This is a genomic window from Chryseobacterium lacus (genome assembly GCF_003336205.1).
GTDB classification, from domain to species: domain Bacteria; phylum Bacteroidota; class Bacteroidia; order Flavobacteriales; family Weeksellaceae; genus Chryseobacterium_A; species Chryseobacterium_A lacus.
Map to the genome: position 1 here is coordinate 138,058 of NZ_QPIE01000002.1, position 24,379 is coordinate 162,436.

Annotated in this window: 21 protein-coding genes; 12 read left to right on the top strand and 9 right to left on the bottom strand. The window is 41.6% G+C overall.

Annotated elements, in window-relative coordinates; translation table 11 throughout:
- Positions 1-63: 63 nt before the first annotated feature.
- The 9 genes from DQ356_RS02700 to DQ356_RS02740 all read left to right on the top strand — a co-directional run bounded on the left by DQ356_RS02700 (position 64) and on the right by DQ356_RS02740 (position 11,581).
- Positions 64-1,095, top strand: coding sequence for a type II glyceraldehyde-3-phosphate dehydrogenase (locus DQ356_RS02700; RefSeq protein ID WP_114302931.1), 1,032 nt, complete (start codon positions 64-66; stop codon positions 1,093-1,095).
- 41 nt (positions 1,096-1,136) lie between these two features.
- Positions 1,137-1,808, top strand: coding sequence for a hypothetical protein (locus DQ356_RS02705; RefSeq protein ID WP_114302932.1), 672 nt, complete (start codon positions 1,137-1,139; stop codon positions 1,806-1,808).
- A 196-nt stretch (positions 1,809-2,004) separates the two neighbouring features.
- Positions 2,005-3,066 carry a class I fructose-bisphosphate aldolase gene (locus DQ356_RS02710; RefSeq protein WP_114302933.1) on the top strand — a complete coding sequence of 354 codons (1,062 nt, stop codon included), beginning with the start codon at positions 2,005-2,007 and terminating at the stop codon, positions 3,064-3,066.
- A 25-nt stretch (positions 3,067-3,091) separates the two neighbouring features.
- The gene (locus DQ356_RS02715) at positions 3,092-3,934 is read left to right on the top strand and encodes an ATP cone domain-containing protein (RefSeq protein ID WP_114302934.1); all 843 of its coding nucleotides are present in this window, start codon (positions 3,092-3,094) and stop codon (positions 3,932-3,934) included.
- Positions 3,935-3,947: 13 nt separating this feature from the next.
- Positions 3,948-5,321 carry an MBL fold metallo-hydrolase RNA specificity domain-containing protein gene (locus DQ356_RS02720; RefSeq protein ID WP_114302935.1) on the top strand — a complete coding sequence of 458 codons (1,374 nt, stop codon included), beginning with the start codon at positions 3,948-3,950 and terminating at the stop codon, positions 5,319-5,321.
- Between the two features lie 14 nt (positions 5,322-5,335).
- Entirely contained in the window at positions 5,336-5,884 is a 549-nt protein-coding gene (locus tag DQ356_RS02725) for an AAA family ATPase (RefSeq protein WP_114302936.1), read from the top strand.
- Between the two features lie 68 nt (positions 5,885-5,952).
- Positions 5,953-6,522: a DUF305 domain-containing protein gene (locus DQ356_RS02730; RefSeq protein ID WP_228420612.1), complete on the top strand. Its 570-nt coding sequence runs from the start codon at positions 5,953-5,955 to the stop codon at positions 6,520-6,522.
- 39 nt (positions 6,523-6,561) lie between these two features.
- Positions 6,562-8,661 carry a copper-translocating P-type ATPase gene (locus DQ356_RS02735; protein WP_114302937.1) on the top strand — a complete coding sequence of 700 codons (2,100 nt, stop codon included), beginning with the start codon at positions 6,562-6,564 and terminating at the stop codon, positions 8,659-8,661.
- A 7-nt stretch (positions 8,662-8,668) separates the two neighbouring features.
- On the top strand, positions 8,669-11,581 hold the full coding sequence (locus DQ356_RS02740; protein WP_394337237.1) for a multicopper oxidase domain-containing protein: 2,913 nt from the start codon (positions 8,669-8,671) through the stop codon (positions 11,579-11,581).
- 360 nt (positions 11,582-11,941) lie between these two features.
- Here the strand turns inward: DQ356_RS02740 and DQ356_RS02745 are convergent, their stop codons facing one another.
- From DQ356_RS02745 to DQ356_RS02785, 9 genes are all read right to left on the bottom strand, one after another.
- Positions 11,942-12,190, bottom strand: coding sequence for an HU family DNA-binding protein (locus DQ356_RS02745; RefSeq protein WP_114302938.1), 249 nt, complete (start codon positions 12,188-12,190; stop codon positions 11,942-11,944).
- Entirely contained in the window at positions 12,184-13,602 is a 1,419-nt protein-coding gene (locus DQ356_RS02750) for an L-serine ammonia-lyase (RefSeq protein ID WP_114302939.1), read from the bottom strand. Before DQ356_RS02750 ends, DQ356_RS02745 begins: the two co-directional genes overlap by 7 nt.
- A 54-nt stretch (positions 13,603-13,656) precedes the next feature.
- The gene (locus tag DQ356_RS02755; protein WP_114303145.1) at positions 13,657-14,298 is read right to left on the bottom strand and encodes an alpha/beta hydrolase; all 642 of its coding nucleotides are present in this window, start codon (positions 14,296-14,298) and stop codon (positions 13,657-13,659) included.
- Between the two features lie 64 nt (positions 14,299-14,362).
- On the bottom strand, positions 14,363-14,959 hold the full coding sequence (locus tag DQ356_RS02760) for a YceI family protein (protein WP_114302940.1): 597 nt from the start codon (positions 14,957-14,959) through the stop codon (positions 14,363-14,365).
- Between the two features lie 161 nt (positions 14,960-15,120).
- Positions 15,121-16,173 (bottom strand): glucokinase, encoded by a 1,053-nt coding sequence (locus DQ356_RS02765; protein ID WP_114303146.1) that lies wholly within the window; start codon positions 16,171-16,173, stop codon positions 15,121-15,123.
- 96 nt (positions 16,174-16,269) lie between these two features.
- The gene (locus DQ356_RS02770) at positions 16,270-16,866 is read right to left on the bottom strand and encodes a hypothetical protein (RefSeq protein ID WP_114302941.1); all 597 of its coding nucleotides are present in this window, start codon (positions 16,864-16,866) and stop codon (positions 16,270-16,272) included.
- Between the two features lie 195 nt (positions 16,867-17,061).
- The gene (locus DQ356_RS02775; protein ID WP_114303147.1) at positions 17,062-18,738 is read right to left on the bottom strand and encodes a formate--tetrahydrofolate ligase; all 1,677 of its coding nucleotides are present in this window, start codon (positions 18,736-18,738) and stop codon (positions 17,062-17,064) included.
- Between the two features lie 149 nt (positions 18,739-18,887).
- Positions 18,888-19,178 (bottom strand): hypothetical protein, encoded by a 291-nt coding sequence (locus DQ356_RS02780; protein WP_114302942.1) that lies wholly within the window; start codon positions 19,176-19,178, stop codon positions 18,888-18,890.
- 34 nt (positions 19,179-19,212) lie between these two features.
- Positions 19,213-20,355 carry an acyl-CoA dehydrogenase gene (locus DQ356_RS02785; RefSeq protein ID WP_114302943.1) on the bottom strand — a complete coding sequence of 381 codons (1,143 nt, stop codon included), beginning with the start codon at positions 20,353-20,355 and terminating at the stop codon, positions 19,213-19,215.
- Between the two features lie 133 nt (positions 20,356-20,488).
- Here DQ356_RS02785 and DQ356_RS02790 point away from each other — a divergent pair, with 133 nt between their 5' ends.
- From DQ356_RS02790 to DQ356_RS02805, 3 genes are all read left to right on the top strand, one after another.
- On the top strand, positions 20,489-22,261 hold the full coding sequence (locus DQ356_RS02790) for an AMP-dependent synthetase/ligase (RefSeq protein WP_114302944.1): 1,773 nt from the start codon (positions 20,489-20,491) through the stop codon (positions 22,259-22,261).
- Positions 22,262-23,114: 853 nt separating this feature from the next.
- Positions 23,115-23,558, top strand: a complete 444-nt coding sequence (locus DQ356_RS02800; RefSeq protein WP_114302946.1) for a hypothetical protein — start codon at positions 23,115-23,117, stop codon at positions 23,556-23,558.
- A gap of 120 nt (positions 23,559-23,678) precedes the next feature.
- Positions 23,679-24,335: a hypothetical protein gene (locus DQ356_RS02805; protein ID WP_114302947.1), complete on the top strand. Its 657-nt coding sequence runs from the start codon at positions 23,679-23,681 to the stop codon at positions 24,333-24,335.
- The last annotated feature ends 44 nt before the right edge of the window (positions 24,336-24,379 follow it).

Consider the following 24,379-nt stretch of genomic DNA (forward strand, 5'->3'; position numbering starts at 1 on the left):
AATATTAAAGGAAATACACATCGGAAACCTTTTAATTTAATCGATAAGCTAAATATATATATTATGGAAAAAATAAGAGTTGCCATTAACGGATATGGTGTCATTGGCAAACGGGTTGCCGATGCGGTGCATTTGCAAGAAGATATGGAACTGGCAGGTGTATGCGATGTAATAACAGACTGGCGCATTCAAATGGCAGTATTGAAAAAATATCCCGTGTTTGCTTCCGATGACATGTTTAAAACAAAGATGAACGAAGCAGGCATAAATTCATCAGGCACGTTGAACGATCTGCTTGCATCCTCAGATATTATTGTGGATTGTACGCCCAAAAAAATTGCGGCTCAAAATATAGAGCTTTATAAAAAACTTGGTAAAAAGTTTATCTTACAAGGAGGTGAAAAGCATGAAGCAACCGGTCATTCCTTTAGTGCCGAAAATAATTATGCAACTGCAATTAACCTTGATGCTACAAGAGTAGTTTCCTGTAACACTACTTCCATTGTAAGAACACTAACCGCACTGAAGAATGCAGGCTTGCTCTTAAAAGCAAGAGGCACTTTACTTCGTCGTGCAACCGACCCATGGGAAAGCCATTTGACCGGGATTATGAATACCCTGGTTCCCGAAAAAGATATACCCAGCCATCAGGGACCGGATGCGCAATCTGTTGACCCCTCTTTTAACGTTATCACATCGGCAGTTAAAGTGCCGGAAACGTTAAGCCATCTACATTACTGGAATGTACAGTTGACCAGAAAAACCGATAAGGAAGAAGTTTTGGATGCGTTCAATAAATCTACCAGAATTGCAATGATTGAATACAGCGATGAGTTAGCAGCTAATAATACAGTTAAGGAATTAATGCTTGCAATAGGCCGCCCTTATGGAGATATGTATGAAGTAGCAGTGTGGAAAGATATGCTGAAAGTAGTTGGGGATGAGTTGTTTTATGCATACATAGTAGATAACCAGGCTATAGTAATCCCCGAAACCATTGACGCTATACGTGCATTGGCGGGAATAGAACCAGACGCTGAGAAGTCAATAAAAAAGACCAACGAAAGCCTTGGAGTAAAACAAAGATTTTATTAGCTGGCAAGCAGTACAAATAACTTACCAGATAAAAATGGAATATGAATAAATCAATTTACGGTATATTATTTTTCTTTCTGCTTGCAATTCCTTTTGTGTTAATAAAAGCTCAAGACAAAGCGATGGTGATTGAGCAAATAGAAGGCAAAAAAATAAATCGAGAAAGTTTTGACAAAAAAGGAAAACTTATAGGGAAGCAAATATTTACCGCAGGTAAAATAACCCGGCGCGGGCAGTCTTCTTTTGTAACTATCAAAACAGAACTTTATGACGAAGCTCAGAAGTTAGAAGCAACCTACACGACCACTTACGAGTGCAGGCCTGGAGAAGCCGATGTACTGTTATCGGTTTTTGCAATTATTCCCAAAGAGAGGAAGGTTCGGGTCTCCGTAAAATCCGGCGACTTTAAAAAGTTATATGCCCTAAAGCCTAATGATATGGTGCGCAATATGAGTCTGACAATGTATGTCGAAACGGGCATTCTTAATTTTTTAGGGTCAAGAAACAATGTGGAGGTCATCAATAGGGTGCTCGTTAAAGAAAATAACAACCTTAAGATTAGCGAAAAAATTTCCATTAAGGCTTACCTGATGGGGGTTCGGGTAAGAACAATCAACTATGACGTAACGGAATATTTATCACTTTCTGGTTTGTTACAAAAGCAGTTGTTTAAGCAAGAGGGCGGGGATTACTTTACTGTTACTTATAATTAAAATCAACTTGAGATGGCAAATGATAGCAATAATTAATTTTTAAAAGCTTAGGAAAAATCATAACCGCTGCCCGAGAAATAATAATGTTCTTTAGTATGATTGGTAATAATGTTGTAGCATTTACAGCTATTACAAGACTACCCCTCTATTTCCAAAGCAAATAAACGTTTAGGAACAAATTAAAACTCTATTAAAAATGAAAGCTAATAAAAGTATTATCGAACTTCTGGGCAATAGTGCATCCTATTATCTGGATCATGTTTGCGAAAAAATCACAAAAGATGAACTTCAAACTCCCGGTAAATATAGTCTGGAAAAGGTTTTTGGCGATAGTAACAGAAACCCGCAAGTTCTGCGGAGTCTCGCTCAACTTTACGGTCATGGTAATCTTGGCGACACGGGTTATCTGAGCATTCTTCCCGTTGATCAAGGTATTGAACATAGTGCAGCATACTCATTTTATAAAAATCCGGACTACTTCGACCCTGAAAACATTTTAAAACTTGCACTCGAAGCTGGTTGTAACGGTGTGGCCTCTACTTTTGGGGGGCTAGCTCTATATGCCCGAAAATATGCACATAAAATCCCTTTTATGATAAAAATTAGTCACAATGAATTACTAAGTTTTCCAAATAAATATGACCAAACGCTATTTGGAAAAGTAAAAAACGCCTGGGATATGGGGGCAGTTGCCATAGGAGCAACCATCTATTTTGGTTCGGAAGAAAGCGACAGACAAATCAAAGAAATTTCCGAGGCATTTGATGAGGCTCACAATCTGGGTATGGCCACTATACTATGGTGCTATTTACGCAATGAGGCCTTCAATACGACGCAAGAGGATTATCACACAGCAGCTGATTTAACGGGACAAGCCAATCATATCGGAGTAACAATTCAAGCTGATATTATTAAACAAAAATTACCGACAAATAATTATGGATTTAAAAACATTAATTTCGGTAAATACGATGACGCAATGTATGAGACATTAACAACTCCCCACCCTATTGACCTTTGCAGGTTGCAGGTAGCGAATTGTTATATGGGCAAAATAGGATTAATTAACTCCGGCGGCGATTCAAAAGGTGAGTCAGACCTCATGGAGGCTATTACGACAGCAGTCATCAACAAAAGAGCTGGCGGCTCTGGACTAATAATGGGTCGGAAGGCGTTTCAACGCCCGTTTAAAGACGGTGTGAACTTATTACAAATGGTACAGAATGTTTATCTCGATCATGAGATAACGGTTGCATAACGTAAGTCTTAACAAAATTTAAAAAATGAACAGTCTCATTAACATCGTAAAAAAATCCGGAGATATTGCCGCATTTGATGTGGAAAAACTCATTAACTCGCTTAGGCGCGCGCATGCCTCGGAAGATATTATTCAGCAGATTGTTAGTCAGGTTCAGTCCACGATTTATGAAGGCATGACCACTACAAGGATCTATAAAATTGCTTTTGATTTGTTAAAAAAACACTCCCGCGTGAGCGCTTCAAAATACAAACTTAAAAATGCACTCTTTGAACTGGGCCCCACGGGTTTTCCTTTCGAAAACTTAGTAGGTAAATTACTCTCACATGAAGGATTTTCAACTCAGGTTGGGGTTATAGTGTCGGGCCACTGCGTGTCGCATGAGATCGACGTCATCGCGGACAAAGATGACCAGCATTATTTTATTGAATGTAAATTCCATAGTGACCAGGGAAGATTCTGCAATGTAAAAATTCCTTTATATGTCAATTCCAGATTTCTGGATGTAGAAAAACAATGGAAAAAACAAAAAGGTAACGACGGGAAAATCTCTAAAGGAGGCGTGTACACCAATACAAGATTTACTTCTGATGCCACGCAATACGGAAAATGTGCAGGTTTGCTGATGGCAAGTTGGGACTATCCTTTTGGGAACGGTTTAAAAGAGCGAATAGACAAATCCGGTTTGCACCCATTAACCGCTTTAACAACCCTGACCAAAAACGAGAAAACAAAATTATTAGACCTGGGTTTAGTCCTCTGTAGAGAAATTTACGAACACCCGCAGGTCTTAAACAAAATCGGCATTTCAAAAGCACGCCATAAAAATATCGTAGAAGACGCAAAGGAATTATGCATTCAACATTAAAACAATCTGACCAATGAAAAACACTAAGATTATCATTCATTTTTTGGGAGCTGCAGGAACAGTAACGGGTTCCAAATATTTAATCGATACAGGAGATCATCAACTCTTAATAGACTGCGGCCTTTTTCAAGGGTTAAAGGAATTACGGCTTAAAAACTGGGAATATCCGCCTGTGGACGTTTCAGGCATTGATGCCGTTTTATTGACTCATGGCCATTTTGATCACACAGGATACCTTCCCCGGCTGGTGAAATATGGTTTTAAGGGGCCTGTTTATGGGACTAACCCCACTTTGGACATTGCCGAAATCATTCTGAACGACAGTGCTAAAATACAGGAACAGGAGGCAGCGCGAGCCAATAAGGAAGGTTATTCCAAGCACAAACCCGCAGAGCCGCTGTACGATTTAAAAGATGTAGAAAAAACCATTTCCCATTTTAAGGAGGTTCCACCATCACAGTGGATTCCGTTGTTTGAGGGCATCAGTGCCCGATTTCAGTACAATGGGCATATCTTAGGTGCTACTTTTATAGAGTTGGATGTCCATGGCAAACGCTTTGTTTTTTCGGGAGATATTGGACGGACCAATGATTTATTGTTGTTTCCACCCCTTAAACCCCAAAAGGCAGATGTGCTTCTCATAGAATCAACTTACGGAGGAAGGTTTCATCCTGATGAAGTAGAGGCAATTCCGCAGATTGAAAAATTAGTCAATGATACTATCAACAGAGGTGGCAGCCTGTTTATCCCAAGTTTTTCTGTTGAACGCGCCCAATTGATGATGCTTATTTTATGGAGGTTACTTAAAGAAAATAAAATACCCAAAGTACCGATGATCATGGACAGTCCAATGGGAGCCAGCATATTGGATCTGTTTCACCGTACCAGAGACTGGCACCGGTTAACAACCGACGAATGTGATGAAATGTGCGATCATTTCACGGTGGTCAGCAGCTATCAGGAAACCATGGAGTTGCGTTCCGACAACAAACCAAAAATTGTTATCGCCGGCAGCGGGATGCTCACCGGGGGCAGAATGCTCAATTATCTTGAAACTCAAGCGCAAAACCCTGAAAACACGCTGCTATTTGTGGGATACCAGGCGGAAGGAACTCGGGGAAGAAAATTATTGGAGGGCGAGAAAGAAGTAAAAGTATACGGAAAATGGATCCCATTTAATATGGAAGTAGCAGTAATTGAAGGCTTATCTTCCCATGCAGACCATAATGAGCTCATACAATGGATGAATGAAATAACCAGCCAACCGAAAAGAATTTTCGTCGTACATGGTGAGAAAGAAGGTGCAGAAGCATTATTGCAAGCCATCAACGAAACTTATGGCTGGGATGCACAAATACCGCAGCTCTATGATATTGAAGAACTATAATTTGGATAAGTATAATGAACAGTAAAATCAAGAATTCAAAGGAGACCAAATGGTATGTGATCACTGGCGGACCCAGTACCGGGAAAACAACGACCATTGATTTGCTTCAGAAGCAAGGTTATCAAACGACAATAGAACATGCACGACATTATATTGATACAATGCAAAATGAAGGAAATTCTGTTGAAGAAATCAGGCGTAATAAAAAGAAATTTCAATTAGGCGTTTTAGATATGCAGATTGCCCAAGAAGGATCGCTCAATAAGGAGGATATGGTTTTTTTGGACAGGGCTATCCCGGACGCAATGGCTTATTATCAATTTTTAAACTTGGATTATGATGAAAAGTTACTTAATGCCGTCAACGGGGTTTCCTACAAAAAAATCTTTATTTTAGACCGATTGCCTTTTACCAAAGACTATGCGAGAACCGAAAATGAGGACGATCAAAAAGTAATTCATCAGTTACTAATAGAAGCATATTCCAACCTCGGTTTCCCTATCGTTTTTGTGCCGGTTTTGCCTCCCGCAGAAAGAGTGCAGTTTATTTTAAATAATTTATGAACCGATAAACCAAGACAACAAATATTTAACCTATTGTTTTATAGCGATTAACCTAAAAAAAATGGAACATGGAAAATTCTCAAAACAGTCCAAAGGACACCGGCAACCATAACGCAGCAACTGCTAATCACGCTAAACATGACACACCATCTGATGACGGGGCAAAACATGGAAAAATGAATCACAGCGGGGCATACAAAAAGTTGTTTTGGATGCTTCTCATTTCCTTCCTATCCATGTTTATATTAATGTATGCGATGGTTGATCGGTTAGCCAATGTGATTCCCAATATCAATCAGTTTTATATGGCCGGACTAATGGCTTCTCCTATGTTGATCATCGAACTGCTGTTAATGGGAAAGATGTATCCCAATAAAAAACTCAACAAAGTCCTGATGGGTGTCGGTGTGTTGTCGATGGTGCTGTTTTGGTCCGGAATTCGGCAGCAGACCGCCGTTGGAGATATGCAGTTCCTAAAGTCCATGATCCCCCATCACGCAGGTGCAATCTTGATGGTCGAAGAAAGTAATTTGGTTGATCCGGAAGTCAGAAAATTGGGTGCTGAAATTATCAAAGCACAAGAGGAGGAAATTGCTGTAATGAAAGCTAAAATTCAAGAGTTGGAAAACCGAAAATAATCTTCAAATAGCAGAAGTTTAACGATTAAAAAAATAAATATGAAAAAATACACTTGTCCCATGCACTCCCAGATACTCAAAGATGAGCCTGGGAAATGCCCATTATGTGGAATGGCCTTAGTTCCTTTCGGTATACACGAAAAACACGATTACAGTCACCATCACCACGGCGATGATCCACAATCAGCAAACTTACACGATAAACACGAAGGCCATCAAACCCACGATTTCCTGCAACGATTTTGGATCAGTTTAATTATTACTGTCCCTATTCTGGCACTTTCACACATGATTCAAAAGTGGCTTGGTTTCAGCTTGGAGTTTCCCGGCGATAAATACGTACTGTTTGCCCTTGGGACTTTAATTTACCTGTACGGAGGGATGCCGTTTCTCAAAGGAATGATCGGCGAAGTCAAGGCCAAAGCGATTGGAATGATGACCTTGGTAGCCATAGCTATTTCTGTAGCCTATTTTTATTCCACCGCAGTGGTTTTTGGGCTTCAAGGAATGGATTTCTTTTGGGAATTGGCTACGCTTATCGTGATCATGCTGCTCGGGCATTGGCTGGAAATGCGTTCGCAAATGGCCGCATCCAAAGCCCTTCAAACTTTGGTAGCCCTTTTACCCAATGAAGTGACGGTAGAAAGAGACGGGGAAGCATATAGAATAAGGCTGGATGAATTGGTTAACAACGACATCGTAATTATAAAGCCCGGTGAGAAAATACCCGCAGATGGTGACGTGATCGAGGGGCTATCCTATGTAAACGAAAGTATGCTTACAGGCGAAAGTGTTCCGGTGAAAAAGGAAACCAAAGCCAGAGTGATCGCCGGTTCCATTAATGGAGACGGTGCCTTGAAAATCAGAGCAAAAGGTGTAGGAAAAGATACCTATCTAAATAAGGTGATCAACCTGGTGCAGGATGCCCAAGCCGCCAAATCGAACACGCAAAACCTTGCTGATAAAGTGGCCAAGTGGCTAACTTTTATTGCGATCGGCGTAGGTGTAGGCACATTTGCATATTGGTATAGCGTAAATGGAGACTTGGCATTCGCGATGGAAAGAATGGTTACCGTGATGGTTATTGCCTGTCCGCACGCTTTGGGAGTCGCAATTCCTTTAGTGGTTGCCATTTCAACTACCCTATCTGCAACCAATGGCTTGCTTATTAGAAACCGGACTGCATTTGAGATGACCCGTAATCTAACGACCATTATTTTCGACAAAACCGGAACTTTGACCGAAGGGTCACACGCGGTACAAAGAATAATTGCTTTGGATAATTTTAGCGAAGATGAGATTATTCAGTACGCTTCTGCGGTACAGCAAAACTCCGAGCACCACATTGCAAAAGGGATGATAAATCTTCTCAAAGAAAAAGAACTTCAGTTATGGAAATCCGAAAACTTCCAGTACATGCAGGGAATTGGCGTAAAAGGAAAGGTAAACGGAAAAGAAGTTGTTGCAGCAGGCCCGAATTATTTCACCGAAAACAAAATGGACATACCCGCTATGCCCCCAGAAATCGATCAGGATACAGAAACTGTAAATTATGTATTTATTGACGGCAAGGTTATAGGGATTATCACCCTCGCAGATAGAATTCGTGAAGGTTCCAAAGAGGCTATCGATAAACTTAAGGAAATGGGAATAAAATCCTTCCTGTTAACAGGCGATAACGAAAAAATCGCAGCATCGGTTTCCAATAAACTGGGGATGGACGGATTTTTGGCCAATGTGCTTCCCCATCATAAACAGGAAAAAGTAAAAGAATATCAGGCCAAAGGTGAGATCGTGGCCATGACCGGAGACGGTGTGAATGATGCCCCTGCACTGGCTCGGGCGGATGTTGGGATCGCCGTCGGATCCGGAACTGATGTTGCCGCTGAAACTGCTGATATTATCTTAGTAAACAGCGACCCACGGGATGTTGCAATTATGATAGATTTTGGCAAACGCACCTATCGCAAGATGACACAAAACCTCATTTGGGCGGTGGGTTATAATGTAATTGCCATTCCGCTGGCGGCCGGTGTACTCTATCCGAATTTTTTGTTGAGTCCTGCGGTGGGCGCTGTCTTGATGAGTGTAAGCACCATAGTGGTTGCCATTAATGCAAGTTTGTTAAAAATTAAATAATCACAAAATGAAATACCTACTATCGCTCTTAATGTTTGTGGCAATATCCATAAATACGTATTCACAGAGCACCAAAACTGTTTACACCTGCCCGATGCATCCGCAGGTGGTGAAATCAGCACCCGGTAACTGCCCCATTTGCGGTATGACCCTGGTGAAGAAAACCGTTACTGAGAAAAAAACGGCGGCCAAATCCGCGCCCGCTCCTAAAAAGGCCACCGTAGTTAAAAAAACTACGGGTAAGAAACCTGAAATTACCGCTGCAAAAACAAAGACGGTAACGGAAGTTAAAAAACCGGTGATGCCAAAGACTAAAGCAGTACCGAAAGACCCAGCGAGCATCAAAACGCCGGAACATTCAACACCTGCTCCGCATCAGCATGAAGCAGCGCAAAAGATGTACACTTGTCCGATGCACCCCGAGGTGGTTTCGGACAAACCCGGAAAGTGTCCCAAGTGCGGTATGAATTTGGTCCCTCAGAAGGAAAGCGGCCGGCATCAGGCTACCGGCAAAACCCCGGAACATCAAACTTCAGATGCGCATCAGCATGAAGAAGCGCAAAAGATGTACACCTGCCCGATGCATCCCGAGGTGATATCGAACAAACCCGGAAAGTGTCCCAAGTGCGGTATGAATCTGGTCCTTCAAGAAAAAAAAGAAGATCATTCTGCACACGGAAACATGCAGATACATGGTGAACACAAAATGGTCATGCCCATGCCCGAAAAGCACCTAAAAGGCGGACGCAAAGTGACCTACCATCTTTATGTGAAAGACACCCTGGTAAATTTCGCGGGCAAACAGAAACGCGCCATTGCCGTAAACGGGCAGATTCCGATGCCAAAGCTGGAGTTTTATGAGGGCGATACGGCGGAAGTGATTGTCCATAATTTAATGGACGAAGAAACTTCTCTGCACTGGCACGGTCTTCATCTTCCAAATAAAGAAGATGGGGTTCCCTGGCTTACCCAGAAACCCATTCCACCACATTCAACCTACACGTATTCGTTTCCGATCATCCAAAACGGAACCCACTGGTATCACTCACATACTGGCCTGCAGGAGCAGATTGGAATGTATGGGATGATGATTCTGAAAAAACGTCCCGAAGATCCTACTTTCCGGCCGGGGATTGATGATTTGCCCACAGAGCACCTTATCCTGAGCGAGTGGACAAACCTGAACCCCAATAATGTTCAGCGGATGCTTCACAACGCCAATGACTGGTTCGCAATAAAAAAAGGCAGTACTCAAAGTTATGCAGAAGCCATAAAAGAGGGACACTTTAAGACAAAACTCACCAACGAATGGAAGCGGATGCTTGCCATGGACGTGAGTGACGTTTATTATGACGCCTTTCTGATTAACGGTAAAATAGAAAGCCAGCTCGCAGGATACAAAGCCGGTGACAAAGTGCGGCTTCAAATTGCCAACGGCGGTGCTTCCTCCTATTTTTGGCTCAATTATGCAGGAGGAAAAATTAAAGTAGTGGCCAGTGATGGATTGGACATTGAACCGGTAGAAGTGGACCGTCTTATTCTGGCAGTTTCTGAAACAGTGGATATCGTAGTGGAAATTCCTGAAAAAAACACCTCCTACGAGCTCCTTGTTACGCCCGAAGACCGCACAAAATCTGCGTCAGTGTTTATTGGAGAAGGAGCTACGAAATCCCATGATCCATTACCCAAACTCAAATACTTTGAAGGGATGAAGATGATGAACAACATGATGAAGATGAACGGTGACATGAAAGATATGGGCATGAAGATGAGTTATCAGACGATGGATATGAATCAGGTGATGTATCCTGAAATTAGTGCTGAAAATAATGCAGCAATGCCGATGGACAAGATGGACAACAACGATGCGCAAATGGATCACTCACAGCATCAGATGCCTGCTTCCGGGATTACCACATTGAATTATGGGATGATGAAATCGCCTTATGACACTTCACTCCCGAAAGACAGTCCCGTGCGCGAGCTCAAGTTTACCCTTACGGGAAACATGAACCGCTACATATGGAGCATGGACGATAAAGTCCTGGCAGAATCTGACAAAATATTGGTAAAAAAAGGCGAAATTCTCCGCATTACCCTATTCAATAATTCAATGATGCGTCACCCGATGCACCTGCACGGTTTTGATTTTCGGGTACTCAACAAAAATGGAGTTCAGGCACCCCTCAAAAATGTGTTGGATATTATGCCGATGGAAACTAATGTCATCGAATTTGAAGCTAAAACTGACGGGGACTGGTTTTTCCACTGTCACATCCTCTATCACATGATGGCGGGGATGAACCGTGTTTTTGCTGTTGGTGATTATCAGAATCCTTTGCTGCCCGATAAAGCTTCAGCTTACAAAAAGCTCCAGCGCGAAAGTAACATGTGGCACCTTATGGCCGAAAACGATTTTGCTACTAATGGTAACGACGGGATGGCGAGGATCTCAAATGCCCGCTGGGAATTGGGAACAGAATGGCGTTTAGGTTACAATCCCCATCACGGCTACGAGGTGGAAACCCAACTCGGCAGGTATGTGGACCGTATGCAGTGGCTGAAACCATTTATCGGATTTAACTACCATTATAGAAAGATTGACAGGAATAATATTGAAAAAAACCTTTTTGGACAGGCATCTACTAAAGATGAAAGAAAAACTTTCAGCGCTGGTATCATGTATAAACTCCCGATGTTGGTGGACCTGCAGGCAGAAATATTTACAGACGGAATTGTAAGGTTCCAGCTGAAACGTGAAGACATTCCGTTGACTGCGCGTTTGCGCGGGGCATTCATGGTCAATACCGACAAAGAATATATGGCAGGTCTTAAATATATCGTCACAAAAAATATCGGAATCTCAACCCACTACGACAGCGATATGAGCTGGGGTGCAGGGATTACGCTCACTTATTAAGAGAAATTAAGGTAATAAAATTCCGCAATAACGCAAAATCTTTTACTCAAAAAACAGTGGTAAAAAAGCGAATATCTATAAGAAATGCTAACCTAACTAAAAAAAGCAAGTTTTTAAACATGAAAATTAGCACCAAAAAGGTGAAAAACAGCCTTTTTCACCTTCAAAACTTTTCATGAGTACAAAAATATTAGCTCATTAAAACGAAAAAATATTCCGTAAGGATGAAATAACAAATCCATAGGGACGAAAAAATATTTTGTACGGACGAAAATCCGGGGAAAATAGGTATCTTTAGACCACAAAAAAGCCCCGGTTATTTGCCGGGACTCATTCCAATCATCTGTTCAGGTCGTGGTACTACACGTCCTGAACTTTTTTTACCGGGGCTATCGCCACCGTACGTTTCAAAAGAGGAGATGGCGAGAAGATGATCCGCTTTTTGGTTACGCTGGCAGCGATGACGTCTTCAGCGGTATCAGCCCCTATTCCGCTCAGCGAAGTGCGGAAGGTTCCAAGATCTCCAAATTTCACAATGTATCCCTCCTGAAGATACTTCAGAAGAGATTTTTCCAGTCCGAAAAGTACCGCCCGGATAACATTTAACATTCCGCCACATTCACGGCAATGGCGAGGCCGCCTTCTGAAGTTTCTTTAAAGCGCGAACTCATGCTTTGCGCCGTTTCCCACATACTTTGAATAACTTCATCCAGAGAAACCCTTGCTTTTGCCGGATCACTTTCTATGGCGATGTTAGCGGCGGTAATGGCCTTGATGGCACCCATAGAATTTCTTTCGATGCACGGAATCTGTACCAGTCCGGCAATCGGATCGCAGGTCATTCCCAAATGATGCTCCATGGCAATCTCGGCTGCCATCAGTGCTTGAGCCGGAGTTCCGCCCATAATTTCTGTAAGTCCTGCTGCCGCCATTGCGGAAGACACTCCTACTTCCGCCTGGCATCCGCCCATCGCTGCAGAAATAGTAGCATTTTTCTTGAATAAAGTTCCGACTTCACCGGCAACCAATAGAAAACGGACAATCTTATCGTCACCTTTATACGGAGTGAACGCCTGAGAATACATCAACACTGCCGGAATCACACCACTTGCTCCGTTGGTGGGAGCGGTAATAATGCGGCCAAAACTGGCATTTTCCTCATTCACGGCTAAAGCAAAACAGGACACCCATTTGTTGATGGTGGTAAAGGTTTCGTCGGCTTCCTGCACCAGCTGATACCACTCTTCCTGAGTGTTGTAAGTTTTATCCCCCAAAAGTCTGCTGTTCAGCGATGCGGCTCTCCGGGTAACATTCAGTCCGCCCGGAAGCACCCCTTCCTTGTTTACGCCCTTATAAATACATTCCCGAATCTGTTCCCAGATATATAAAGCCTCTCTTCGGGTTTCCTCTTCAGGACGCCAGCTTTCTTCGTTCAGTAAGACAAGATCTGAAATTTTATCCAAGTTGAGTTTATTGACATTTTTAAGGATATCTTCCCCTTTATGACACGGATACAAGGTCCGGATACACAGGTCCGACATCGTATTGTCTTCTTTTGTGGCCACAAATCCGCCGCCAATGGAATAATAATCCTGCTCCAGAATTTCTCCGTTATTGAAAACCGCTTTGAAAATCATTCCGTTCGGATGAAACTCAAGCGTCTGTTCTTTGTTTAGAATCAGGTGTTTTCCATAAATAAAAGGAATTATTTTTTCGCCACCCAGATTTAGCTGTCCGGAAGATTTAATCTTTTCTGTTTTTTCATCCACAGTAGTGGTATCTATCGTTTTGAAATCTTCTCCGGAAAGCCCGAGCATACCGGCAATATCGGTTCCGTGCCCGATTCCCGTTTTAGCTAATGAACCGAAAAATTCCACGAACACCTCTTTTACCTCAGCAATGCCCTGAGATCTGCGGATCTGATCCAGAAACAATCCTGAAGCATTCCACGGACCCATAGTGTGGGAACTGGAAGGACCGATTCCTACTTTTATAATTTCAAATACACTGATAGATTCCATAATATTGATATGAATAACAAAGATAACACAATAAGATGAAAGCTAAATACAGAATTAACTGTTGAAAATCTTCTCCAGCACGGCAGAAACTTCGCGATGGCGTGTTGCCGGAAAGAGATGGGTTCCACCTTTAATAACATAATCGGGATGACAAGCAGCAATAGGAAAAATCTGATCTCTGTCTCCTAGAATCTGGATTACTTCCGGGCTTTCTTCCGATTTCCAAGCGGATATCTGTGCGATTCCCCACTTCAGGTAATACGGATCGCGAACCGTGAAATACTCCATCAGCTTTGTATTGTTGGAGTCAAACATTTTGGCAATCAACTGGTTTTCTGTAAAAGTGGAAGTGAAGAGTTTCTCCGGCAGATAATCTGCAATTCTTGTAAGTGCAGCTGCGCGAAGAAGCCCCGCTTTTTCTTTGTGTGAACGGATGCTTCCCAAAATAACCACTTTCTCTGCAGGGAAAATGCGGTGAATTTCCTGTACGATAATTCCGCCGAAGGAATATCCCAAAAGACAAAACGGTTCCGAAGCGTCTATTTTCTTTGCCATTCTCAGGACATAATGATCCAGCGTTTCATTTTTCTCAGGAATGAGCCAATCCAGAAACACAGGTTCCAGATAAGCAGGAAATTTCAGGTGTTCCAGTATTTTGAAATCAGCGCCCAAACCACTGATGATATACAGTTTCATTTTCTTCATATCAGGACAAAAAAAAGAGCAGAAAATATCTGCTCCTGTATTGATGTTCACCTTTTTAGTTGGCGGTCATTTTAATCTGAATGTCGATATCATCCTTAATCAGGTAATCTCTCACGGCTGATTTATAGAAGACTTTGTACTTCTGTCTGTCGAGGGTAATTTTCGCTGATTCAAACGATACAAAACGGTCATTTGTCCGGATGTTTGCAGGGAAAGAAATGGTTCTTCGGATCCCTTTCAATGTAAGATTTCCGTACACCAAATAATTATAATCCAAGTTTTTAGAAGGAAGGATTTTAGTAATGGTAAATTTCGCTACCGGATATCTTTTCACTTCAAAAAAGTCTGAACTTCTGAGGTGTTCAGTCAGTTTTTGCTGATCTTCTCCCGTCAGGTCTGTATTGGTAAGGCTTCTCATATTGATCACAAAATCGCCTCCGGTTAGCACCTTATCAGTGAAGTAAAACTTACCGCTTTTCAACTTTACAAATCCGGTATGCGAAGTCGCTTCAGATTTGACGACTTTATAGCCCCACCATCTTATATCGGAGGTTTGTACTTTTGAAACCTGAACTCCTTTTGATTTTTTTCTTTGTGCAAATACAACTGTCACACTGAATAATAACAATGTCAGTAAAAATAATTTCTTCATTCTTTCTTTTTTATCAATAAACAAATATAATAATTCTATGTAATAATTTGTTTCTTTTTACTCAAATCTCTATAATAATGATAAGAAACAGTCGGAACAGCAATATTTGCCTCCATTCCGGTTATTAGATAGGAGTTATACTATTATGTTAAATTAAAATATTAAATTTCGGAAAAAGCAGCATAATACGCAGCACCTACAAGGATCATTTTATCATTAGGGATCATAAAAATAGGGATATTTTTCAACAGTCTTTCCATTTTATCGCTAATCATAAACTTCTGATAAAGCCTGTTTTTATCGATATAATCTCTGAAAAGAAAAGGAAGCTCGCCACCAATGAGCAGGCCGCCGGTTGCCTTCAGTTTCAGCACAAGGCTGTTGGCTTCGCGCGCAAGAAATTCCAGATACGTATTTAGGGTAATGGTACTGATCTGCTCTTGATCTTCGATAACTGAACGATAAATGGCCACGCAGAAATCTTCTTCATCCTGAAGCTTTGCCAGAAGTTTTTCGGAAAGAGGATGCCTTTTTTCATCTCTAAGGAAGCGGAAAATATTAAACAATCCATTTTTGGAGAGCACATTTTCCCAACTTACGATACCATAAATCTGATTCAAAAACTGATAAAACTCTACTTCGATATTGGTTCTGGGAGAAAATTCAGAATGTCCGCCTTCAGTTGCGAAAGGCCTGAGATACGTCCCGTCATAATATAGTCCTGCTTCGCCCAGACCTTCGCCGGGAGCCAGAATCGCTACATTCCCCGTTGTTGGCGTATCGGATTCATACACTGAGGTGAGGGAATCATTACATAAATCTGCCAGTCCGTATGCGGTAGCTTCCACATCATTGATGAGATATACCCGATCAATTCCGGTTTCTGTTTTTATTTTTTCGGCATCCAGCATCCAGGGAAGCCTTATGGAAACACACTGTCCGTTGATGACCGGACCTGGAGTTCCGACTGCAATTCTGGAAAATTCGGAGATTCCGATATCTTTCATGAAGTGCAACACGATTTCTGAAAAAGATTCATAAGATTTGGTGGGATAGTGTTTTTCCTGTTCCAGAATTACCTGTCCGTTATGGGTAGTACAATGTGCCAACAGTGTTTTCTCCTGACGGATATCGGAAGAGATAAATGATAAATGATCATTATTTTCGCTTTCCCTTCCGGGAAGATAGAGCGGAAATTTGGAGATTGCATCCATAGGAAAAAGTGTTTCATCCAAAGATAAAAATGTTTCAGTAAACTAAAAAGCCTTTTCACTTAAAATTGAAAAGGCTTTGTGTATTGCGTAATAAATTTATTCTGCAGTCGTGGTTCCGCTTCCCAGAGGAATGTTGTAGGCAACCCCCAATCCGAGAGAACCGGCGTTATATTTCTGACTGCCGATTTCACCGGTACTTCCGGTAAATACTTTCTGATATTGAATAGCAAAATTCCAGTCTTTGTTGTGGTAACCGATTTCAGGTTTCAGGTAAAAACCACCATCAGGCCTGTTAGGCGATCCTGCATTGGAAGCTACCTGATTGTCTCCCACAATAAAGCCGTATCCTAAATCGGTTCCGAAGTAAAATCCGGTCTGTTTCGGATATACTCTGATGAGAGCTGCTACCGGAACTACTCCGAAATCGTTGTTGTTCAGGGTAATTCCGCTGACGGTATTTTCTCTTCCGAAATAATGCGTATATCCGGTGGCGATACCCAAACCAAACCCCGGAACACCTAAATGCTGATAAGCAACATCCATCCCTACTGCTGCGGAAGTATTTTCCTGCGGAACAGCCATTCCGACGTTTGCGCCTACTTTAATCATATTTCTCATATCGGCACTCTGGGCACTTAACACTCCAGCGGATATAATACTAAGTCCAATTATGGTTTTTTTAATTGTTTTCATCACATTGAAATTTAAATTATACTTTATTTTCTTACTGTTTCCCGTCTATCCTGTAATATTTATGCCAAAAAGAGTGAAAATCCGGGCGATAGAAATCAACAATTTCACAAATTGCTGTAGGATAATAATTTACGATTCAATCAAAATTAAACGTTTATTTAAATTCTGTAATGAAGTTTTAAAATAATGAAATACTTAGCTTAGCCCGGTAATATTGCCATAACGGTCGATATCCATGTGCTCGGATGCCGGCGTATTGGGCAATCCGGGCATTCTCATCATATCTCCGAGGATGGGAATCACAAACCCGGCACCTGCAGCAAATTCAAATTCGCGAACAGTAATCATAAATCCGGATGGCCTTCCAATTTTTTTCTCATCATCAGACAGGGATTTTTGTGTTTTCGCCATGCATACCGGCAACTGTCCTAATCCCAGATCATCGATGACTTTCAAATCGGCCATTGCTTTCGGAGTAAAATTGACGCCGTCAGCACCATAAACTTCTGTTGCAATTTTTTCAATTTTCTCGACAACGGTATCCTTAATATGATATAAAGGTTGAAAATCATTACCGTAATTCTCAGTTGCATTTACTACTTCCGCTGCCAGTTCTTCCATGCCGGCTCCCCCTTTGGCGAATTCTTCTGCCAGTACCGCTTTGACGCCCATTGCCTGGCATTCATCTATAATATACTGGATCTCTTGAGGATCATCCGTAGAAAAATGATTGATCGCCACCACTGGTTTCAGTTGAAATTTGATACAGTTTTCAATATGTTTTCTCAGGTTTTCCATTCCTTTTTTCACTGCCTCATACTGTGGATGTTCATACTCGCCTTTTTTGGCTCCTCCATGATAGCGCAATGCCCGAACGGTAGTGACCAACACCATGGCGGCGGGCTTAAATCCGGCGTAATGACATTTGATATGAAGAAACTTCTCTGCTCCCAGATCTGCTCCGAATCCCGCTTCGGTAACCACATAATCGGCGAGCGACATTCCGGTTTTTGTTGCAATAATGGTATTCGTTCCTTGTGCAATATTGGCAAAAGGGCCACCGTGAAGAATGGCGGGATTTCCTTCCAGCGTTTGCACCAGATTGGGTTTTATAGCATCCTTCAGTAGAATAGCCATGGCACCTTCCGCTTTCAAATCTTTTGCGTATACCGGTTTTCGGTCAAAAGTATAGCCTACGAAAATATTCCCGAGCCTGGCTTTCAAATCATCGAAATCTTCGCTCATACAAAGGATGGCCATTACTTCAGAAGCAGGCGTAATATTGAAACCTTCCTCCCTCGGAACACCGTTAGCAGCACCACCCAAGCCTATTACGATATTCCGCAGGGCACGGTCGTTCATATCCATCACCCGTTTCCAGACGATGGTTCGCGGGTCGATGTTCAGGGAATTTTTTTTATTCTGAAGATTATTATCGATGAGTGCAGACAATAAATTATTGGCTTTTTCCACCGCTGAAAAATCCCCGGTAAAATGCAGGTTGATATCGGTCATCGGAATCACCTGCGCATAACCGCCACCTGCCGCACCGCCTTTCATTCCGAAAACCGGCCCTAAAGACGGCTCGCGAAGAACTGCAATAGCCTTTTTTCCAATTCGGGCAAGTCCGTCTGTAAGGCCAACAGAAACCGTTGTTTTTCCTTCGCCGGCAGGAGTAGGATTCACCGCTGAAACCAAAATCAGTTTAGACTGCTGAACTTTTTCTTTGTCAATGTAACTTAAAGGAATTTTAGCTTTGTGTTTGCCGTAGTATTCAAGATCATCATCATCAATATTGATTTTTTGAGCAATTTCTTTAATATGTTGAATGGAGGCATTTTCTGCGATTTCGAGATCGGAAGGAAAATTCATGGTGTTTTGGATTTTATTAAACATTCTGTGCCTAACAAAATTAGCCATTTTCGCTTCCAAGACCACGGTGTGATAACATGAGAGTTGTCAGTAGTGGAGCGAAGGCTGGGGCTGAATTGCAATTCGCTCTTACTACTATCGCTGTCGTCTTATCCCATTCCACCAATCCTGTAGCCGTTTAAAATCAGATAACAAACGACTAAAGTTGTGATAAAAGCGACTGAAAAAATAACTAGGCCGATTTTCTGCTCCCTAGCGTAGGAAACCACGGCAAGGCCCAGGATGCCGAGCAGGAGCAATCCCATTTTCATGTAGAGATCGGGCAGAAAGACGGAAACGGCTACCGCCATCAGTGACAAAAGGCGAAAAACGCCTTCTCGCCGTAGAATGTATTTTTTCATGGCATCAAAATTAATAAAATAAAAATCCTTCCAGCACATCTGAAAGGACTTATGAGTAAGCGTTGTTGTTGTATTATTTTTTTGCAATAGAACGGGAGATCACGATTTTCTGAATCTCTGAAGTTCCTTCATAGATCTGAGTAATTTTGGCATCACGCATCATTCTTTCCACATGATATTCCTTCACATAGCCATATCCGCCGTGAATCTGTACCGCTTCGATGGTGGTGTCCATCGCTACCTGAGAAGAATAAAGCTTGGCCATAGCACCACTTTCCGAAATATCTTTTCCTTGATCTTTCTCGCTTGCCGCTTTCAGACAAAGCATTCGTGCTGCCGTGATTTGAGTTGCCATATCCGCCAGTTTAAATGCAATCGCCTGATGGTTGATGATTTCTGTTCCGAACGCTTTACGTTCTTTGGCATATTTCAACGCCAGTTCGTAAGCACCTGAAGCAATTCCTAAAGCCTGGGAAGCAATACCGATACGGCCGCCGTTCAGAACGCCCATAGCGAAATTGAAACCGAAACCGTCGTCTCCGATTCTGTTTTCTTTCGGAACTTTTACATCCGTAAAAAGCAAAGAATGCGTATCAGAGCCTCTAATGCCGAGTTTATCTTCTTTCGGACCAATTTCAAAACCTTCCCAACCTCTTTCCACGATGAAAGCGTTGATTCCTTTGTGTTTCTTCTCAGGGTCAGTTTGTGCGATCACAATATAATAAGAAGCTGTACCCCCGTTGGTAATCCAGTTTTTTGTTCCGTTCAGAAGGTAATGGTCACCCATATCCACGGCGGTTGTTTTCTGGGAAGTCGCATCGGAACCCGCTTCCGGTTCGGAAAGTGCAAATGCACCGATCACCTCGCCACTGGCCAACGGCACCAGATATTTCATTTTTTGGTCTTCGTTACAGTATTTTTCCAATCCTGCACATACCAGTGAATTGTTAACCGACATTACCACGGCCGCCGAAGCATCTACTTTAGCAATTTCCTCCATCGCAAGAACATACGAAATGCTGTCCATTCCGGCACCTCCGTATTTTGGATCCACCATCATTCCCAGAAATCCCATTTCTCCCATTTTCTTCACCTGCGCTGCAGGAAACGTCTGATGAGTGTCTCTTTCGATAACTTCTGGCAGGAGTTCATTCTGCGCAAAATCTCTGGCAGCCTGCTGTATCATTACGTGTTCTTCAGATAAGTTAAAGTTCATATATTGATTTTTGTTTTGCCGTCAAATTTACGCTTTTTAGAAGAACCTTAAAAATATTCTTTTTCATTGGGCAGTTGAATAAAAAATTATAAATTTACCCTTAACATTTCCTCATTTATAAAAAAATACCGCTATGTCTATCAGAAGATTATTCGATATCGCCCGTCATGTTCATGCCAAATTCCCGAAAGAAGATTTGTTCGTCACGAAATACGACGGCGAATGGAAAAAAACATCCACTCAGCAATACCTGAATCTGGGAAATAAAATCTCGCGCGGCCTGTTGGAACTGGGCATCATGCCGGGAGATAAAATTGCTGTGATCACAACTGCCACCCGAACAGAATGGGCTATTATGGATTTCGGAATTCTTCAGATCGGTGCCATCAGCGTACCTGTATATCCTACCATCAGCCCAGAAGATTATGTCTATATTTTTAATAATGCTGAGGTAAAATACTGTTTTGTATCGGACAAGGCACTTTTAGAAAAAGTTCATGTTGCCAAACCACATGTTCCTTCCTTACAGGGTGTTTTTACGTTCGACCGCATTGAAGGTGCTGCACATTGGCAGGAAGTGTTGGATTTAGGAGAAGATAAGGCGCGCCAAAATGAAGTAGAAGATATTGCCAATACGATCCAGCCGGAAGATCTCGCCACCATCATTTACACTTCCGGAACGACCGGAAAACCAAAAGGAGTGATGCTCACCCATCATAATATTGTTTCCAATGTACTGGCGTCTGACCACAGGATTCCCCGGGAAAAAGGGCTGAATTATCAGGATGTTCGGGTATTGAGCTTTTTACCTATCTGTCATATTTTTGAAAGGATGCTTTTTTATCTGTTCCAGCTCAATGGTTTTTCCATTTATTTTGCGGAGAGTATCGAAAAAATGGGCGATAACATTAAAGAAGTGAAGCCTCATTATATGAGCGTAGTGCCAAGGCTGATTGAAAAAGTATATGATAAAATATATGATAAAGGAACCAGTGCAGGCGGACTGAAATCGAAAATATTTTTGTGGGCCCTCGGTGTAAATAAAGCCAAGAAATCCATCGGGAAACCTTCCGGCCTCAAGGAAATCATTGCAGACAAACTCGTATTCAGTAAATGGCGCGAAGGCCTGGGCGGAAATATCATCACTTTGGTTTCCGGTTCGGCTGCATTATCTGCCCGACTCAATAATATGTTTCAGAATGCCGGGATTCCGATTCTGGAAGGATACGGACTTACAGAAACTTCGCCGGTAATTTCTGTGAATTCTTTTGACCGCATGAAAGTAGGAACCGTGGGACACCCGCTGGATAATCTGGATGTAAAAATTCAGCCGGACGGTGAAATTACCGTGAAAGGACCGAGTGTTTTCAAAGGATATTTTAAAAATGACGAAATGACTGCAGAAACATTCACCGAAGACGGATACTTTAAAACCGGCGACATCGGGCATATTGACGACGAAGGCTTCCTTCACATTACCGACAGAAAAAAAGAAATGTTCAAAACTTCCGGAGGAAAATATATTGCGCCTCAGGTGATTGAAAACATGGCGAAAGCATCGAAATTTATTGAGCAAATCATGGTAGTGGGAGACGGCGAAAAAATGCCGACTGCACTGGTACAGCCGGATTTCAATTTTGCCAAAAGCTGGGCCGAAAGGAAGGAATACAAAATCGGAAATACACCGCAGGAAATGGCGAATAGCCCTGAACTGAGAGCGCGCATCGAAAAGGAAATCGATTATCTGAATACCAAACTGGGAAGCTGGGAGCAGATCAAAAAATTTGAATTGACCCCTGAAGTGTGGTCTATAGAAACGGGACTGCTGACCCCTACCCTCAAATTAAAAAGAAAAGCCATCAAAGAATATTTCATCAACCTGTACAACAGAATGTACGGGCATTAATTAAACACATATCAGACAACCAAGCGGCCTTTGGGTCGCTTGGTTGCTTAAGTGTTATCTTTACATTTAGTTTTAACCCCTACAATTGTTTCATTTTTATACATACCTTGCTTGTATTTTCTATTTTTTTTTAATTTTACAACCATGTATTGAATAAGATTCTCACCTTATTAGCTCTTAAAAACTTAATATTATGAAAACATTAAAAATTTACTTTGCTGCTCTTTGCTGCTGACAACGCACACTTTTGCTCAGGAAGCCAATGAAACCGTTTATTATTTTGCCGTAGGCTGGGAGCATCTTCCTCAAAACGAAAAGGCGAAACTCAATATGCAACCCGTTGTAAGTAATGTAGTGCGGATCAACTGCGGTGACTATAGTGTGCCTAGCACCAGCGTCACCAATCAACTGAGAGATTACTACCAAGCAATCACGCCAAACAAAGAGGTTTTATGAACATCAACCGCACCATCGCGTGGGGACCCTATCCATCATGGGAGGAGGCAGAAAATGAACGCAGAAAACAAATTGCTGACTACAACAGAGATTGGAACCCCCTAATTCTCCAACATTTCAGATATCTATGCGAATAGAAAATCTTCATTTCCGGGTATAACCCATCAGCTATGTAACTGGAACAGGCAATTGAAAATTAAAATCCTTTTTGGAACGTCGCAGCATTTATTCACACTCGTATATGCGCCGGAACAACTGAATTTTTTATAGAATATTAAAAATATACCGTTATAAACAATTTGGTCGTGACCCCTGGCATCTTTATGTATAATTATATATATTAAAACATCCAAGTAAAGACTTTCGCTTATTTAAAACAGATACTATAAAAATAATTATGAAAAAGTTGATCACCCTATTGGCGTTACTTTTATTTTGTGTATATAGTAACGCCCAGACAGCCGAACAAACTATTGACTGGCTGAATTCAAAAAAAACAGATATTAGACCATTGAGGTCGGTATATCATTATGACATTAGTCATGAGTTAATTTCAATTAACTTCAGCACAGAAGGTATTTTATTTGCATACAAATATTGGTTTGGCGACAAATATATTTCTATAGATGATAAAATTGCCTGGAAAAATATTACAGAAATAAATATTGACCAAGAATTTAATGACATTATCATAAAGACAGGATTGACCAGCAAAGGAAAAAACCGTTATCTTAAACTATATATCGGGGGGAAAAAAGATTTGGCAGATAGATTCAGCAAAGCTCTTACGCACATGGCAACACTGAAAGGCGCAAAACTCATAGATGAAGATTTATTTTAAGAAACAAAAGGCGAATGATTTTCGTATTTTAAACTTATTCTAAACTTTAGAATTCGCGCTGCCGATTCATTAAGCTACAAGAATCCTGTTAAAAAACAAAACAGATAAAAATTTTTAATCATGAAAAAGCATTTATTGTCATCCTTAGTTTTCATTTCTACCCTCACCTTAGCGCAAGAAAGCGGAAGATACAGAAACAGCATCACTCAAAATGAAGTGAATGTGGTGGTTGGAGAACAGGCAGCGGAAGTAACCGGATGGGATTTTCAGATTTCGTTTCCAAAAAACACCGAAGGTCAGTATGTTTCAAAATATGGTGCAGTTCTGGAAAAAGGAAAAGACCGATCCGTTACCATCACGAACCAAAACGGCACAGTGGAAACATTTAATCTTTATGCCCCGCTAACCTATAGCTTGCCTGACGGAGTAAAGGAATATACCATGGATGGAAAGACTTATTTTTATATTTCGGGAGTCCGTGAAGAAGGACTGGTAGGTGAATATCTGTACGAAGGGAAGGGCGAACCTAAAGTTCTATTGTCAGCAGATGGCGCCGGTTATTTTCAACGTCACATGGTTCCAGCAGATGAGCTGGAGTGGTGGGGCATAGAAACCGATTATAAAGGTGAAATTCAAAAAGTGACCGGCGAGAAGGGAAAATACAAACTGATCATTGCCATGAAATATAAAAATGGTAAATACGACCGTGCGCAGGCTGTAGTAAATCCGGAACAAAGAAAAACCTATTTTTTGGGGGAACGGATCTTATCCTGGTAAAGTTTTTTCTCGCCTAAAAATAATAAAATAAGACATAATCATCC

Bases quoted from the DNA above. Each gene is read 5' to 3' on its own strand.
- DQ356_RS02800 (WP_114302946.1), top strand. From the start codon at position 23,115: ATGAAAAAGTTGATCACCCTATTGGCGTTACTTTTATTTTGTGTATAT.
- DQ356_RS02760 (WP_114302940.1), bottom strand. From the start codon at position 14,959: ATGAAGAAATTATTTTTACTGACATTGTTATTATTCAGTGTGACAGTT.
- DQ356_RS02715 (WP_114302934.1), top strand. From the start codon at position 3,092: ATGAACAGTCTCATTAACATCGTAAAAAAATCCGGAGATATTGCCGCA.
- DQ356_RS02785 (WP_114302943.1), bottom strand. From the start codon at position 20,355: ATGAACTTTAACTTATCTGAAGAACACGTAATGATACAGCAGGCTGCC.
- DQ356_RS02765 (WP_114303146.1), bottom strand. From the start codon at position 16,173: ATGGATGCAATCTCCAAATTTCCGCTCTATCTTCCCGGAAGGGAAAGC.
- DQ356_RS02705 (WP_114302932.1), top strand. From the start codon at position 1,137: ATGAATAAATCAATTTACGGTATATTATTTTTCTTTCTGCTTGCAATT.
- DQ356_RS02725 (WP_114302936.1), top strand. From the start codon at position 5,336: ATGAACAGTAAAATCAAGAATTCAAAGGAGACCAAATGGTATGTGATC.
- DQ356_RS02805 (WP_114302947.1), top strand. From the start codon at position 23,679: ATGAAAAAGCATTTATTGTCATCCTTAGTTTTCATTTCTACCCTCACC.
- DQ356_RS02730 (WP_228420612.1), top strand. From the start codon at position 5,953: ATGGAAAATTCTCAAAACAGTCCAAAGGACACCGGCAACCATAACGCA.
- DQ356_RS02700 (WP_114302931.1), top strand. From the start codon at position 64: ATGGAAAAAATAAGAGTTGCCATTAACGGATATGGTGTCATTGGCAAA.
- DQ356_RS02775 (WP_114303147.1), bottom strand. From the start codon at position 18,738: ATGAATTTTCCTTCCGATCTCGAAATCGCAGAAAATGCCTCCATTCAA.
- DQ356_RS02720 (WP_114302935.1), top strand. From the start codon at position 3,948: ATGAAAAACACTAAGATTATCATTCATTTTTTGGGAGCTGCAGGAACA.
- DQ356_RS02740 (WP_394337237.1), top strand. From the start codon at position 8,669: ATGAAATACCTACTATCGCTCTTAATGTTTGTGGCAATATCCATAAAT.
- DQ356_RS02750 (WP_114302939.1), bottom strand. From the start codon at position 13,602: ATGGAATCTATCAGTGTATTTGAAATTATAAAAGTAGGAATCGGTCCT.
- DQ356_RS02770 (WP_114302941.1), bottom strand. From the start codon at position 16,866: ATGAAAACAATTAAAAAAACCATAATTGGACTTAGTATTATATCCGCT.
- DQ356_RS02790 (WP_114302944.1), top strand. From the start codon at position 20,489: ATGTCTATCAGAAGATTATTCGATATCGCCCGTCATGTTCATGCCAAA.
- DQ356_RS02755 (WP_114303145.1), bottom strand. From the start codon at position 14,298: ATGAAACTGTATATCATCAGTGGTTTGGGCGCTGATTTCAAAATACTG.
- DQ356_RS02745 (WP_114302938.1), bottom strand. From the start codon at position 12,190: ATGTTAAATGTTATCCGGGCGGTACTTTTCGGACTGGAAAAATCTCTT.
- DQ356_RS02735 (WP_114302937.1), top strand. From the start codon at position 6,562: ATGAAAAAATACACTTGTCCCATGCACTCCCAGATACTCAAAGATGAG.
- DQ356_RS02710 (WP_114302933.1), top strand. From the start codon at position 2,005: ATGAAAGCTAATAAAAGTATTATCGAACTTCTGGGCAATAGTGCATCC.
- DQ356_RS02780 (WP_114302942.1), bottom strand. From the start codon at position 19,178: ATGTGCTGGAAGGATTTTTATTTTATTAATTTTGATGCCATGAAAAAA.